17 protein-coding genes are annotated in these 14,468 nt (G+C 49.0%); 15 read left to right on the top strand and 2 right to left on the bottom strand.

Features of this window, described 5'->3' with window-relative positions; all coding sequences use genetic code 11:
* Positions 1–339: 339 nt before the first annotated feature.
* A complete protein-coding gene (locus tag GT3570_RS15870) occupies positions 340–891 on the bottom strand; it encodes a PIN domain-containing protein (RefSeq protein WP_062899004.1) in 552 nt (183 codons plus the stop codon).
* A gap of 16 nt (positions 892–907) precedes the next feature.
* On the opposite strand from GT3570_RS15870, the gene GT3570_RS15865 reads away from it, so the two are divergent.
* The 15 genes from GT3570_RS15865 to GT3570_RS15800 all read left to right on the top strand — a co-directional run bounded on the left by GT3570_RS15865 (position 908) and on the right by GT3570_RS15800 (position 13,297).
* Positions 908–2,098: an ISL3 family transposase gene (locus tag GT3570_RS15865; protein WP_011229816.1), complete on the top strand. Its 1,191-nt coding sequence runs from the start codon at positions 908–910 to the stop codon at positions 2,096–2,098.
* A 971-nt stretch (positions 2,099–3,069) separates the two neighbouring features.
* Positions 3,070–3,522, top strand: coding sequence for a VanZ family protein (locus GT3570_RS15860; RefSeq protein ID WP_011232703.1), 453 nt, complete (start codon positions 3,070–3,072; stop codon positions 3,520–3,522).
* Between the two features lie 86 nt (positions 3,523–3,608).
* Positions 3,609–3,725: a DUF3789 domain-containing protein gene (locus tag GT3570_RS19205; RefSeq protein ID WP_013146530.1), complete on the top strand. Its 117-nt coding sequence runs from the start codon at positions 3,609–3,611 to the stop codon at positions 3,723–3,725.
* A 308-nt stretch (positions 3,726–4,033) separates the two neighbouring features.
* Complete coding sequence (locus GT3570_RS15855) at positions 4,034–5,023, top strand: LacI family DNA-binding transcriptional regulator (RefSeq protein WP_062899003.1); 990 nt, start codon at positions 4,034–4,036, stop codon at positions 5,021–5,023.
* Positions 5,020–5,913, top strand: a complete 894-nt coding sequence (gene rbsK / locus GT3570_RS15850; RefSeq protein ID WP_062899002.1) for a ribokinase — start codon at positions 5,020–5,022, stop codon at positions 5,911–5,913. The genes GT3570_RS15855 and rbsK overlap by 4 nt, the downstream gene beginning before the upstream one ends.
* On the top strand, positions 5,913–6,323 hold the full coding sequence (gene rbsD, locus GT3570_RS15845) for a D-ribose pyranase (RefSeq protein ID WP_011232699.1): 411 nt from the start codon (positions 5,913–5,915) through the stop codon (positions 6,321–6,323). The genes rbsK and rbsD overlap by 1 nt, the downstream gene beginning before the upstream one ends.
* A 21-nt stretch (positions 6,324–6,344) precedes the next feature.
* Positions 6,345–7,838, top strand: coding sequence for a sugar ABC transporter ATP-binding protein (locus GT3570_RS15840; RefSeq protein WP_044732746.1), 1,494 nt, complete (start codon positions 6,345–6,347; stop codon positions 7,836–7,838).
* Entirely contained in the window at positions 7,835–8,779 is a 945-nt protein-coding gene (rbsC, locus tag GT3570_RS15835) for a ribose ABC transporter permease (protein ID WP_062899001.1), read from the top strand. Before GT3570_RS15840 ends, rbsC begins: the two co-directional genes overlap by 4 nt.
* Positions 8,780–8,813: 34 nt before the next feature.
* A complete protein-coding gene (rbsB, locus tag GT3570_RS15830) occupies positions 8,814–9,749 on the top strand; it encodes a ribose ABC transporter substrate-binding protein RbsB (RefSeq protein ID WP_023634290.1) in 936 nt (311 codons plus the stop codon).
* A gap of 155 nt (positions 9,750–9,904) precedes the next feature.
* Positions 9,905–10,090, top strand: coding sequence for a hypothetical protein (locus tag GT3570_RS15825; protein ID WP_014196885.1), 186 nt, complete (start codon positions 9,905–9,907; stop codon positions 10,088–10,090).
* A 61-nt stretch (positions 10,091–10,151) separates the two neighbouring features.
* The gene (locus GT3570_RS15820; protein ID WP_042379364.1) at positions 10,152–10,535 is read left to right on the top strand and encodes a DUF1360 domain-containing protein; all 384 of its coding nucleotides are present in this window, start codon (positions 10,152–10,154) and stop codon (positions 10,533–10,535) included.
* Between the two features lie 224 nt (positions 10,536–10,759).
* On the top strand, positions 10,760–11,107 hold the full coding sequence (locus GT3570_RS15815; protein ID WP_014196883.1) for an ArsR/SmtB family transcription factor: 348 nt from the start codon (positions 10,760–10,762) through the stop codon (positions 11,105–11,107).
* Between the two features lie 21 nt (positions 11,108–11,128).
* Entirely contained in the window at positions 11,129–12,196 is a 1,068-nt protein-coding gene (gene arsB / locus GT3570_RS15810; RefSeq protein WP_014196882.1) for an ACR3 family arsenite efflux transporter, read from the top strand.
* A 15-nt stretch (positions 12,197–12,211) separates the two neighbouring features.
* Positions 12,212–12,631, top strand: coding sequence for an arsenate reductase (thioredoxin) (gene arsC / locus GT3570_RS15805; RefSeq protein ID WP_014196881.1), 420 nt, complete (start codon positions 12,212–12,214; stop codon positions 12,629–12,631).
* 228 nt (positions 12,632–12,859) lie between these two features.
* The gene (locus GT3570_RS15800; RefSeq protein ID WP_062899000.1) at positions 12,860–13,297 is read left to right on the top strand and encodes a DUF4275 family protein; all 438 of its coding nucleotides are present in this window, start codon (positions 12,860–12,862) and stop codon (positions 13,295–13,297) included.
* 95 nt (positions 13,298–13,392) lie between these two features.
* On the opposite strand, the gene GT3570_RS15795 is transcribed toward GT3570_RS15800, so the two are convergent.
* Positions 13,393–14,379, bottom strand: a complete 987-nt coding sequence (locus GT3570_RS15795) for a Gfo/Idh/MocA family protein (protein ID WP_062898999.1) — start codon at positions 14,377–14,379, stop codon at positions 13,393–13,395.
* Positions 14,380–14,468 lie beyond the last annotated feature (89 nt).

Genomic DNA, 14,468 nt, shown 5'->3' with positions numbered 1-14,468 from the left:
TGCTTCCGCTTTTTTGTACATCATAAAGGCGGATCGATATATTGCATCTCATATTTCGCAACCTTTGCATAATATACAAAAAATAACCAGAATATTCGCATAAAAATAATTTTTTATAAAAAATGTAAAATAATTAATTTTTATTCGGTCAAATCGGGCTTATTTCGAATTTTTATTCAGGGTGCGAAATGTGAGTTGCATGCTCTTTCTCTGTCGCTAATTCACATGGTTGAACTTGGTGTAGCTCACATGAGTGGATAAAGGAAATAAAGAGAGCATGGGGACTCTTTGCCTTCCTTAATGTTTGTTTTGGACTTCGATTCGATCAAGACGACAAGGCTAGGCGATTTTGACAATTTTTGTGATCGGTGCTAGGTCGAGGTCTTGGTTGTAAAGAGCGTGGACAAAATCGCCGTCAAGCGTAGCGAAGTAGTCATAATGATGATATGTTGCAATGGCGTAGTGCAAGGCATCATAGGCTTCGAGCTGAAGGAGCCGCATTTGAGCCAAGGCTAAATCTTGAATGTTGGCATCTGTTGTTAGGAATTCGATGCGGAAATGTTGCCTTATGGCAGATAAAAATTCATTATATCGATCAATGGAACTGTTGTAGAAGATTTGCAACTTGTTTCTTTGTGAGGGATAATTCATTTTCACGAATTTGATTAATTCTGAAATATTAATAGAAACGTTCTTCTTGTAGAATTTTGGAATATGTTTTTTCCAAACGTTATATAGGAAGGGTACGCTTTCTTCTAATTCTCCAAGGGGATGATTTTGGCGAGACTTTGAATGTAAATTGGGGTTCATCACCAAATTTTGTGATTTAGTGACAAAAAAGAGAAAGCACTGACGAGATCCTGGCAATAATGTTAGCGGTGAAATCAACATTAAGGAGGTCTCGTAAGTGCTTTCGATACCACTAGGATTGCCAGAATTTAAAGTGATTAAACAAGAACTTCTTTCCTATGGTTATGCGATTCATGTAGAGAAAACAGAGACACAGGAACGCTGCCCTCATTGTGGGTTTGCCACTTCCTCTGTCCACGACAGACGGACAAGAAAAGTACGGGATTTGGCGATTTTCCATCAACCGGTGTACTTGTTCGTAAAGGTAAAGCGCTATCGGTGCTGGAATTGTTCCCAAGTGTTTTCCGCCTCTTTGGAATCGATTCAACCCAATCAACACTACACCAATCGATTTTGTGAGTACTTGTATGAACTTTGTGAAGGCTCCACCATTCAAGAGGTTAGCCGAAAGCACCGCATCCCATATACGACATTGGAGCGCATCTATTACTTCATTGCATCGAAAAAAGCAAAAGAGCGTCAAACAGCGATAGAAGCATCTTCTCAAGAAGAGATGGTGCTTAGCTTAGATGAAATCGCGGTAAAAAAGGGACATCAGTATGAAACCGTATTGATGGATGCCAAAGCCGGATCGGTCATGGGAATGCATGCCGATCGCCAATGTGACTCCGCCCTCCACTTGTTGAGCCAAAATGTCCTGTCGAAAGAAAGGGTCCAAACGGTGATTCTTGACATGTGGGAACCTTATCATAAGGCGGTTCGCGCCCTGTTTCCATCTGCTTCGATTGTCATCGATAAGTACCATGTGATTCAAAAAGTGACACAAGCCTTGGATCAAGCAAGAAAGGAATTTCCTCCATTGAAAAAGGCTCGATATCTTCTCTTAAAAGGCTGTGAAAAGCTTCGTAAGGACCAACGGCTTCGATTGGACGATATCTTGGAGGAGTATCCGGTACTTTCCATTGCTTATTATCTGAAAGAGTTGTTTCGGGATTTTTACCGAACCGATGGATATAACGAAGCAAAGGAACGCTTGGAAGAATGGATTCAGTTAGCCAAACAGAGCCCTTTTGCTTCTTTTCAGGAAGCAGCCAACACGCTTGAAAGGTGGAAGGAGCCGATTCTTTCCTACTTTTTGTGCCCATATACCAATGCCCGAATCGAGGGGACGAATCACAAGATCAAAAACATCAAACGCCGGGCATATGGCTATCGAAATCGAGAACGGTTTCGTTTGCGTGTATTTCTGGAGTGTACAGGGAACACTACAGGTAGTCAGGCTGCTTAAGCGCTCTCTTCTTCCGCTATCGGTATGATAGTTGGTAGAATGGAACCCGTCAAGGAAAGCACTTGACTGTTTCCATTCTACCAACTTCGTGGTCTGTATGCGGAAGAAGGATCCTGACTGATGAACCGATTTCATCCAGCTAACATATTTCTGGGGTTGAGTGGAAATCACAGAAAATGGTGAAGACCCTAAATTGGATTGATTTTTATGGTAGATTTCTAATGGTAATAGAATTTCTTGAATGAATAAGTTATGTACCACTTCCCCAAATACATGTGTACTTATCCCTAATTTCGTTACACCTTCGTTATGCCATTTTTGAAGGATTTCACATACCTTATCTCCCCTTGGATCATCGGAGTCCATATAGGCCAAAATAAAACAAGCATCGATGTATATAGACGCTTGTCCAAAATGTTCATCTATGGCATCTTCATATGTCATCACAAACGACATAATCGGCTACCGTCCTTGTTTGTAGATGTCCACTAATTTTTTGCCAAAGGGAGAAGGTTTGGCTATTTTTTTTCGTAATTCGGCAAATGAAAGATCCTTATTCGGTTTGTTGGCCTGTTCCGTGCAAGATAGTGTCACCCTCATTTTCGTTTCCAAAGCGGAGGGCATATTGATCACCTCATTGATTCTCCTTTCTAAAAATTATAATGCTGGCCAGAAAAAATGTACAGATTTTTCTTTTACTACTATACCCTTGTTCATGAAAACATAAACACGGAGAGAATCTCCCTTAAAAGGGGAATGGGTGAAAGAAAAGGGGAACGGAAAAGAAGTCTTCTTTCCAGCCTGTGAGCGAACGATTTTAAAACAACGGTGAAGAAGCTTTCAAAAAAGAAAATGGAAAAATATCACCATCCCTGTTATGATGGTAAAGGGTTTAGCGAACAAGGTGTCTACTTTCGTTTGTTGTTTAGGTACCTTGTTTTGTTGGTAAAAAGGTGTTGGCAGGTGAAACGATGAGAGATTTCCTTTCCCGCTGGCTTCCTGTCATTCTCTGGTGTGTCGTCATTTACACGTTCAGCGAGTCTTCCTGGTTCACTGGGGCGAATACGGCGCATGTGCTGCAGATGATTTTATCGTACTTGCCGTTTGGCGGCGGGGATGAAGAGGGGCCGCCATTTTTGAACTTTTTGATTCGCAAAGCGGCGCATTTGACGGAGTTTGGCATTTTGGCCGCGCTTGTGTGGCGGGCGCTGTTGCCCAAGCGGTTTGCGTATGCAGGCGCTTGGCTGTTTGCGACCGCCTACGCGGCGACCGATGAGTGGCACCAATCGTTTGAACCAGGGCGGACGGCGACGCCAAAAGACGTGGCGATTGATTCGTGCGGGGCGCTGATTGCGCTTTTGATCGTCTTTGTTTGCCGCCATTGGTTAAGGACAAAGCATTGTGCGGTCAAACGCGGCGTATAATAGAATGAGCTCTCCCGATGTATCGGCTTAGATGTAAAAGGAAAGAATGGCAAATAACAAGTTTGCGAGAAAAGGGAGAGAGAGCCATGGTCGCGTTTATCGCGGGAATGTTTGTCGGCTCGTTCGTGATGCTCGTCATCATGAGCATGATGGTGGCCGCGAAACGGGCGGATGAAGCGAGCGAACGGTGGAGGGAAAAGTGAGAAGTCCCTTGCGGCAGGCAAGGGATTTTTTTTGAAAATGCTGTGCGATCATGTTTACGTCAGCTTGCAAAAAAGGCCGCACATTGTTTGAGAACCGCCGTGAAAGACCGGCGAAGCACAACGGATTCGAAAAGTTGAAGGGGATAAAATGATGTTTTTGTTGCAAAGTTTTTCAGTTTGAGAAACGTTGCTGGGGAGCAACATTTCCCCTTAAATCACTAGTATTTAAAAAAAGCTTGATGGCGCACAAAAAATAGGATATACTATGTGTAACCGGTTACACATAGACAGAAAAGAAGGAAGCGAACATGGCAACGATTCGTGATGTGGCAAAGCGTGCAGGTGTCTCCGTCGCCACCGTTTCGCGTGTGTTAAATCAAAATGGATATGTTAATGAGGAAACGGAAAGACGGGTTAGACAGGCGATGAAAGAGCTCAATTATAAACCGAATGAAGTGGCGAGAGCTCTGTTTAAAAAGACATCGAAAACAGTCGGACTCATTGTCCCTGATATTACCAATCCGTTCTTTCCCGAACTCGTTCGCGCGGTGGAAGATGTGATGAATATTTATGACTATACGGTCATTCTATGCAATTCCGATGAGAAAGTAGAAAAAGAACGAGAATACATCGAAGTGTTAAAGCAAAAATATGTGGACGGCGTCATTTTGACCACGAATCAGTTCGCGCCGGAAGAAGTCGAGGAATGGGATGTTCCGATTGTCGTGCTCGACCGTCCGCTGCATGAACGGTATCCGTCGGTGGTTGCGGACAACTACGGAGGAGCTCGTTTAGCGACGCGTCATTTGTATGAAGTGGGCTGCCGGCGGATTGCCCATATTCAAGGGCCCAACCACGTGGTGAACGCCATGGAGCGTTTCCGCGGCTATCAAGATGAAATGAAGGAGCTGGGGCTAGGGGATCGCCAGCTCGTCATTCAAGGGAATTACCAGTTGAAGCAGGCGAAAGAAGCGGTGATGGTTGCGTTGGCTGAACATGATATGGACGGGATCTTTGCCGGCAACGACGCGATGGCGGTCGGTGCATTGAAAGCGGTTCAGCAATACGGGCTGCGGGTTCCGGATGATATTGCCATTATTGGCTACGACGGCATCCCGCTGACGGAAATGACAACACCCGAACTATCGACCGTGTCTCAGCCTATTTACGAAATGGGGGCCATGGCGGCAAGAATTTTAATCAAACAAATTGAGGGAAAGCCCCTTGAAAAGCTCCATTATCAACTTCCGGTTCAACTTGTGGTGCGGCAGTCGACGTCAAGGAGGGGATTGACTTGAACAAACCAACCATTACGGTGATCGGCAGCCTCAACATGGACTTAGTCACTGTGGCGGCGCGATTTCCAAACCAAGGAGAGACGATTTTAGGCGAACAGTTTCTCACCACTCCCGGTGGCAAAGGGGCGAACCAGGCGGTGGCCGCCGCCCGCCTCGGCGCCAATGTGCGGATGATTGGCGCGGTCGGGGATGATGCGTTTGGGCAAGCGCTCATCCATTCGTTACAAAATGAAGGCGTTTCCGTCGATTATGTGAAACCGGTTACATATGGACATACAGGCATCGCTTCCATTACGATTTCTGAGCGGGACAATCGGATCATCGTCGTTCCTGGGGCGAATCATGCGCTTACGCCGGAAGATCTCGATTCATGTGAATCCGTGATCGCCGAAAGCGATGTTTGCTTATTGCAGCTCGAGATTCCGCTTCCCGTTGTGGAACGGGCGGTTTCGATCGCTCATCGCCATGGCGTGCGCGTCATCGTCAACCCCGCTCCGGCCCAGCCGCTGCCGCCGTCGGTGCTTGAGCAGGCGAGTTTCTTGACGCCCAATGAACATGAACGGACGATTTTGTTCGACAAGATGGACGAAGAAGCGTTTGCCGATAAGCTGATTGTCACCGAAGGGGCAAAAGGGGTGCGCATTTGGCAAGATGGACAAGAACGGCTCATTCCAAGTTTCCAAGTTCCCGTCGTGGATACGACGGGCGCGGGCGATACGTTTAACGGTGCGCTTGCCGTGGCGTTGGCAGAAGGGAAGCCGCTTGATGAAGCGTGTCGGTTTGCCAATGCGGCGGCGGCCTTGTCGGTGACGAAACTTGGGGCGCAAGCTGGGATGCCGAGACGGCAAGAGGTCGAATCATTTTTGTCCAGACAGAAGGAGAGTCACTGATGAAAAAAAGCGGGATTTTGAATAAAGAATTGAACACGCTGCTTGCCTCGCTCGGGCACACCGATACGATCGTGATTGCCGATTGCGGGTTGCCGATTCCGAACGAACAGGCGCGCATCGACTTGTCTCTCGTCAAAGGGTTTCCGCCCTTTTTATCCGTGTTGGATGCGGTTGTTGATGAATTGGAAATTGAAGCAATCGTACTAGCCGAGGAGATCAAAGACCAGAATCCGGATCTATACGAAAGCATCAGGGCAAGAATGGGTGGTGTGCCTGTGCAGTTTGTTCCCCACGAACAATTCAAAGCGATGACGAAGCAGGCGAAAGCGGTGATTCGCACAGGAGAGGCAACCCCCTATGCCAATATCATTCTGCGTTCCGGTGTAAGTTTTTCATCGAAAGATTTCTGAAGGAAAAGGAGGGCAGAAACGATGAGGCCCTTGATTGACATGCGGTCGATTCAAAAATCGTTTGGCGCCAATATCGTTCTGAATGGCGTTGATTTTGAAGTGCTTCCTGGAGAAGTGCATGCGTTGATGGGAGAGAACGGAGCGGGGAAATCGACGCTCATCAAGGTGTTGACCGGCATTTATGAGCGGGATGGGGGAACGATTGTTGTCAACGGGCGCGAAGTGCATTACCGTCATCCGAAAGAGGCGGAACGCGACGGGATTGTCGTGATTCATCAAGAGTTGAATGTCATTCCAACATTGACGGTGGCCGAAAACATTTTTCTTGGCCGCGAGCCGAAAATCGGGAGAACGGGTGTCATTCGTTATAAAGAAATGGAGCAACAGGCCGCTTCCTATTTGCGGAGATTAGGGATGGACCTTGACCCACGAGAACTCGCCGGTCGGTTGTCTGTCGGAAAACAGCAAATGATCGAAATTGCCAGGGCCATTTCGACGAATGCGAAGTGCCTTATTATGGATGAACCGACAGCGGCGCTGACGGAACGGGAAATTCAGGCTTTATTTTCTGTTATTCGCACCTTGAAACAGCAAGGCGTCGCGGTTGTTTACATTTCACATCGGATGGAAGAGATTTTTACCATTTGCGACCGGATTTCGGTTCTCCGCGATGGCCAGTTCATCGGAACGAAACGAGTAAAGGAAACGAACTTCGATGAAATTGTTCAAATGATGGTCGGGCGGCAAATTGGGGAACGCTTTCCAAAACGGCGCGTCACCATTGGAGAAGAACGGCTGCGCGTAGAGCGGCTCACGAAAAAAGGGTTGTTTGAGAATGTATCGTTTTCCGTGCGAGCCGGTGAAGTGCTTGGTGTGGCGGGACTGATGGGATCGGGGCGAACCGAGATCATGGAAGCGATTTTCGGAGCCAGACCATTCGATGAAGGAGACATCTATATCGACGGGCGTCCTGTGCGCATCCGTTCTCCGCGCCAAGCCGTCGAACATGGCATCGCCATGATTACCGAAGACCGAAAGCAAAAAGGGCTCATTCTCGAGATGAGCGTCCATGAGAATTTGACCTTGCCGAAGTTGGAACAATTAGCAACAGCGGGATTCATCCAGTCATCGAAAGAACGGGACGTGGTGTTGACATACATTCATCTGTTGAATATTAAAGCCTCTTCCCCAGATTTACCCGTGAAAGCATTGAGCGGCGGGAATCAACAAAAAGTCGTATTCGGCAAATGGCTGGCGATGAACCCGCGCATCCTCATTTTGGATGAACCGACTCGCGGCGTGGATGTCGGGGCAAAGAAAGAGATTTATGAAGTGATCAATGAATTGGCTGCCCAAGGCGCCGCGATCATTATGATCTCTTCTGAACTGCCGGAAGTATTGGGCATGAGCGACCGCGTTATGGTCATCCATGAAGGGAAAGTGCAAGCGATCTTGGAAAACGACGGGTTGGATCAAGAAACCATCATGCGGGCGGCGACAGGGGGGAATCGATGATGGGAGCAAAGCGAAAATGGGATGTGAAAAAACTAGGGCCTTTGATCGGGCTGTTTCTGCTATGCATCGTGCTTTCCATATTGAGCGATGACTTTTTGACGATGGACAACTGGCTCAATCTCCTGCGGCAAGTATCGATTAACGCGCTCATCGCCTTTGGCATGACGTTTGTCATTTTAACGGGAGGCATTGATTTATCGGTCGGTTCGGTGTTGGCGTTATCAAGCGCGATCACAGCAGGAATGATGGCGCAAGGGGTCAATGGATTTGTTGCGATATTCGTCGGCTTATTAGCAGGCGCGGCCATGGGCGTCTTGAACGGAGTCTTGGTCACCAAAGGAAAAGTGGCTCCTTTTATTGCCACGCTGGCGACCATGACGGCGTTTCGCGGCTTGACTCTCGTTTACACGGACGGCCGCCCGATTACAGGGTTTGCGTCTGATGACATCCTGTTTCAGATGATGGGCCGCGGTTATTTCTTCGGCATTCCCGTACCTATTATATTGATGCTCACGGTCTATATCGCTTTGTATGTAGTATTGAAAAAGACTACATTTGGCCGCCATACGTACGCGATTGGCGGGAACGAAGAAGCGAGCCGTCTATCGGGACTTCGCGTTGATCGACTCAAAATATATGTATATGCGCTGACAGGGACGTTATCTGCTTTGGCGGGGCTCATTTTAACTTCCCGTTTGAATTCCGCGCAGCCGACAGCGGGAACGGCGTACGAGTTGGATGCCATTGCGGCCGTTGTCTTAGGCGGCACCAGTTTGTCAGGAGGAAGAGGCTGGATTTTCGGCACGTTAGTCGGCGCCTTGATTATCGGTGTATTGAACAATGGATTGAACTTGCTCAATGTGTCGTCGTTTTACCAGCAAGTCATCAAAGGAGCGGTCATTCTTCTTGCGGTGCTGTTAGACCGCCGCAAAGAAGTATGATAGATGTTATCAAAAAATAAGGGGGAGTATGAAAATGCGAAAAGCAGTTGGTTTGTTAGCCACATTGTTGCTTGCAGGCGGCGTGTTGGGTGGATGTTCGCTCGACCAGAACAACGCATCGAGCGACAAAGGGAAAACAAAACAGGATGGGGAAGTGAAAATCGGTTTGTCCATTTCCACCTTGAACAACCCGTTCTTTGTCACCTTAAAAGAAGGGGCTGAAAAAGCCGCCAAAGACGAAGGGGCGGAATTGATTGTCGTCGATGCCCAAAATGATTCGGCGAAACAAATTAACGATATTGAAGACTTGATCCAGCAGAAGGTCGATGTGCTTTTGGTCAATCCGACGGACTCGAGCGCCGTGGCTTCTGCGATTGAATCCGCCAACAGCGCCAACATCCCGGTCATTACGGTCGACCGCAGCGCGGACGGCGGGGAAGTGGTCACCCATATCGCTTCTGACAATGTGGCTGGTGGGAAAATGGCGGCCCAATTTCTTGTCGATCACTTGAAAAACGGTGGAAACATTGTGGAATTGGAAGGGATTCCTGGTTCCTCGGCCGCTCGTGAACGTGGAGAAGGATTTCACCAAGTCATTGACAAAGCAGCCAATATGAAGGTCGTCGCCAAACAGGCGGCAGATTTTGACCGGGCGAAAGGACTGGCGGTCATGGAAAACATTTTGCAAAGCCATAAAGACATTCAAGCGGTTTTTGCGCATAATGATGAAATGGCCTTAGGAGCTTTAGAGGCGTTGCAAGCACATGGAATGAACAACGTCCTTGTGGTCGGATTCGATGCGACAGATGACGCAGTCAAAGCCGTGAAAGAAGGCAAAATGGCAGCCACGGTCGCACAAAAACCGGCATTAATTGGCGAAAAAGCTGTGGAAGCCGCCATTCGCGTTCACAAAGGGGAGAAAGTGGAAAAATTTATTCCGGTTCCGCTCGAATTGGTTCAAGGGCAATAACGCGTAATATTCTTTCGCGTGAACGAGATGTGCGCCGCAGAGGGAGCTCCCGTTGAGGCGACTGTTTGCACATCTCGTTTTTTTGTGGTTGTTTCAACGTTTGGAATCGTCAAGTGACATTTTAAGTTCGACAGGTTAAAGGACATTGCAGGCACATGAAAAAGGTCAAAATGCTGTTTGCCGAGTCACGCCAAACTTGGGGTGAAGAAGATAAGTTATACCAGAAAATGATTGTGCCCAAGAAGAAAAACAAAGAGGAGGGTTTCATGCGGACGTTTTGTGGCTGCGCAAAAAGGTGGACAGCTGGCTTTGTTCCTCCTGGTATTGTGGCGGTCATGTGATAATGAAACGACTTTTGGTCCATAATACAAGGGACGAAATGTAAAAAGAAAGGGACTCGCCATGCTTCGCGAACTCGACTGGATGACGTACATCATGATGATTTTGGCCAGCTATCGGTTTACCCATTTGATTGTGTTCGACAAAATTACCGAGTTTCTGCGCAATCCGTTTATGAAGAAAGAAAAAGTCAAAAGTGAGGACGGGCATACGGAAATCAAGAAAGTGCCGACCTCCAAATTTGGCTACTTGTTGAATTGTTATTGGTGCGCGGGGGTGTGGAGCGCGATGTTGATCGCGCTTGGCTATTTTTTCATTCCGACTATCGCTATGCCGCTGATTTTCATTTTTTCGATTGCAGGGGCGCAAGCGATTTTGGAAACATTCGTCGGGGTGGGGACGAAGGCAATCGATCTTCTGTCAGCGGTGAAAAAGCGGATGGACTAAGGTGTGTCGGCGGCAGAGGGCGGGAAACATTTGCGGGCGTACGGCGGAAACATGCGGCACGCCCGCTTTTCTTGCTTTTGTCGATACATCATGGTTGACTTATATAAGTACTTAATTATATAATGATTGGCGGAAACCATTTCATTGGTTGGCGTGGCCGTTTCATGATGGTTGTTCGTTTTTATATAAGCAAATCATGATATGATGATGAACGGAGGGGTGATATGCCGCAACTCGCGATGGAGATGGAAGCGACAGCCCGGGTATTAAAGCTGCTTGGTGATCCGACGCGGCTGACGATTTTGGCGATTTTGAATAAGCGGGAATGCTGTGTGTGCGAGCTGCTGGAGGTGTTTTCGACCAGCCAGCCGGCGATCAGCCAGCATTTGCGTAAGTTAAAAGATGCCGGGCTGATCAAAGAAGAGCGGAGAGGGCAATGGGTGTATTATTCGCTCCGGCCGCAAAGTGAATACTACTCGCTGTTGCAAGCGGTGTTGTCGTACGTTCCGGACCAAGGCGAAAACATTCGCAAAATCGAGACAGCGAATCCGACGGCCCGCTGCGGGTGCTGATGTGGAATGACGAGGTGAATGATGGTGGATTGTTGCGAACCGAAACGATTGTCGTTTTTAGACCGCTTTTTAACGGTATGGATTTTTCTTGCGATGGCGGTCGGGATCGCAGTCGGAATTTGGGCTCCTGGGTTGGTGGATGGATTGAACCGCCTGCAAGTGGGGACAACGTCGATTCCGATTGCGATCGGCTTGATTTTGATGATGTATCCGCCGCTCGCGAAAGTGCGCTACGAAGAGATGGGGCGCGTGTTCAAAGATGTGAAGGTACTCGTCTTATCCCTCGTGCAAAACTGGGTGATCGGTCCCATTCTCATGTTTTTGTTGGCGGTCGTCTTTTTGCCTGACAAGCCGGAGTATATGATTGGTTTGATTTTAATCGGGCTCGCCCGTTGCATCGCCATGGTCATCGTCTGGAATGACTTGGCGCGCGGTGACACAGAGTACGCAGCGGGACTTGTCGCCTTCAATTCACTGTTTCAAGTATTGTTTTTCTCGCTATATGCGTACGTGTTTGTGACAGTCATTCCGGAATGGCTCGGGCTTAAGGGGGCGATTGTTGAGATCACGATGGCGGAAGTGGCGAAATCGGTGTTTATTTATTTGGGAATTCCGTTTTTCGCCGGCATGGCGACAAGGTTTACGCTTGTGAAAGTGAAAGGCCGGTCATGGTATGACACGGTATTCGTTCCGAAAATCAGCCCGCTGACGCTCGTTGCGCTTTTGTTCACGATCATCGTAATGTTTTCGCTCAAAGGCGATATGATCGTCAACTTGCCGTTTGATGTCGTCCGGATTGCCATTCCGTTGCTTCTTTATTTTGTTATCATGTTTTTTGTGTCGTTCTTTTTGGCGAGAAAATGGGGGGCTGGTTATCCGGTGTCGACGACGCTCGCGTTTACGGCGGGAAGCAACAACTTTGAGCTGGCCATTGCCGTCGCCATTGGGGTGTTTGGCATTCATTCGGGCGCGGCGTTTGCGGCGGTCATCGGTCCGCTTATTGAAGTGCCGGTGATGCTCGCGCTTGTCAACGTCGCTTTAGCGTTTCAGCGAAAGTATTTTTCCTCTGCTGCTCCAGAATCAAAATAAAGGTGGGAATCAACGATGAAGAAAAAAATCATTTATTTCTTATGCACAGGCAACTCATGCCGCAGCCAAATGGCGGAAGGCTGGGCCAAACAACTGTTAGGCGATGAATGGGATGTGTACAGCGCCGGGATTGAAGCGCACGGGCTCAATCCGAATGCGGTCAAGGTGATGAAAGAAGTCGGCATCGATATTTCGAAGCAAACGTCTGATGTCATCGACCCGGACTTGCTGAACCGTGCTGATTTGGTCGTGACGCTGTGCGGCCATGCGGCCGACCATTGTCCGGTCACTCCGCCGCACGTGAAGCGCGTCCATTGGGGCTTTGACGATCCAGCGAAAGCGGAAGGGACAGAAGAGGAGAAGCTGGCGGTGTTCCGCCGCGTCCGCGATGAAATTGGCGCGCGCATCCGCCGGTTTGCCGAGACGGGTGAATAGGGACGGGGCGGCAAGGCGCAAAGAGCGGGGAAACTGTCTTGCATAGGGTGCGCAGCAGCTGCTCGTCGAAGTGCGGCCGGAAACGGGGAAGTGGCTGGGCGGACGAAAACCGCTCGGCGTGACAAAGATGGTGAGAAGCCATCTTGTCGATCCATCGAACGTTTTGACAGACGAAATGAGCACATCGATGAAGGCGGTGCCACGTCAGGTCACTGGGGGAGAAACGAAATGGAGTTATTTCATCAGTTAGCTCGCCGAAACATCAAAATCCGCAAACAGTCCGGTTTCGGAGCGCAATGGCGACAACAGTGGGAAAAGGTGTTTGCCGGCCATTTGACTGTGGAAGAAAAACAACACATCCACCTTCATAATCGGAATGGAGTCAACGGCTACTTATGGCATGTGTTCAGCTATAAAATGAGAGACTGTTTAACGGAAGAAGAAGCGGAGACGGCGTTTGATCAAGAAGAGAAAACGTGCTGCTATCTTTTCTTTCAATATGGTGACGATGCGTTCAAAGTGGAGGACGCTTCCGTCTTGAAAGCCGCTGATCTGGCAGCGGAAAACGCCAAGATCGATCTATACGTGGTGGACAGCGAGTTCAACTGGACGTTTGTCATGACGCATGAAAGCGGATGGCTTGGCCCGTATTTTAGCAGAAGGTAACAGCCATGGCTTATCGGCGGCCAAGGAAATCCAATGAGACAGAAAGAAAAAGAGTTCCAACCGAGCCCCAGGAAGACTAGGTTGGAACCTTTTTATTATCGCTCGTCGGCCGGGAACACGATGCCGGTTTGTTTTCGCGCTTCGTCCATGATTTCCATCGTCCAAAGCGAATGGCGGTGCGAGTTGACGGCCGATTCGCGTTCTCCGTTTTCGATCAAACGGATAAACTCTTGTGCTTCATAATACATCGGCGGCTTGTCCTGCGGCGCGGTGATGTCCTCGACGCGCCCGTCGCGGTAGCGGATTTCCGCTTTGGTTGGTGTGTGGATGGCGTCGATGATCATGTTTCCGTCTTCCCCTTGAATCTCCGAAGGCAAGTGCGAGTTCGTGATTTTCGAATAAAAGACGACCGCGTCCATGTCGCCGTAATCGAGCACGATCGAACCCTCGCCATCAACGCCGGATTCGAGCTTCACGCTTTGCGCCTTCACGCCACGGGGCTGGCCAAACAAAACGACCATCGGGTACAGGCAATAGACGCCAAGGTCCATCAACGCCCCGTTGGAGAAAGCTGGGTTGAAGGCGTTGAGCACCGTTCCTTGCTTATAGGCGTCATAGCGCGATGAGTATTGGCAATAGTTCGCCACGTAGCGGCGGATGCGGCCGAGTTTCGGCAAGTGCTCGCGGATGGACCGGAATGTGGGAAGCAGCGTCGCTTTCATCGCTTCCATCAATACGACGCCGTTTCGCTCCGCCGCTTCGATCATCGCTTTGACTTCTCTCGCATTGGAGGCGAGCGGTTTTTCGCATAAGACGTGCTTGCCGTGATTCATGAGCAAGATCGCCTGCTCGGCATGAAGTGCGTTCGGGCTCGCGATGTAGACCGCATCAATGTCAGGGCTGCTCGCCAGTTCGTGTAAATCAGTGAACGTGCGCGGCGCTCCGACTTTCTCGGCAAAACGCTTCGCTGTTTCCTCCGTCCGCGAGTAGACGGCGGCGAGTTCAATGGAATCGACGAGCTGCGCGGCGCCAATAAACGCTTCGGTGATCCAGTTTGTGCCGATTGTCGCGAATCGCACCATATTGTTTCCCTCCTTGATCGTATCGACCCTCATTGTACCATAAATTAACGGAGGGGCTTCGTTTTGTCATCGTCATTGAGCAAGTGCGC

Origin of the sequence: Geobacillus thermoleovorans (assembly GCF_001610955.1) — a bacterium.
In the GTDB taxonomy this organism is placed as follows: domain Bacteria; phylum Bacillota; class Bacilli; order Bacillales; family Anoxybacillaceae; genus Geobacillus; species Geobacillus thermoleovorans.
The sequence above is the reverse complement of the archived record's forward strand: the minus strand, read 5'-3'. Positions and strand labels throughout refer to the sequence as shown.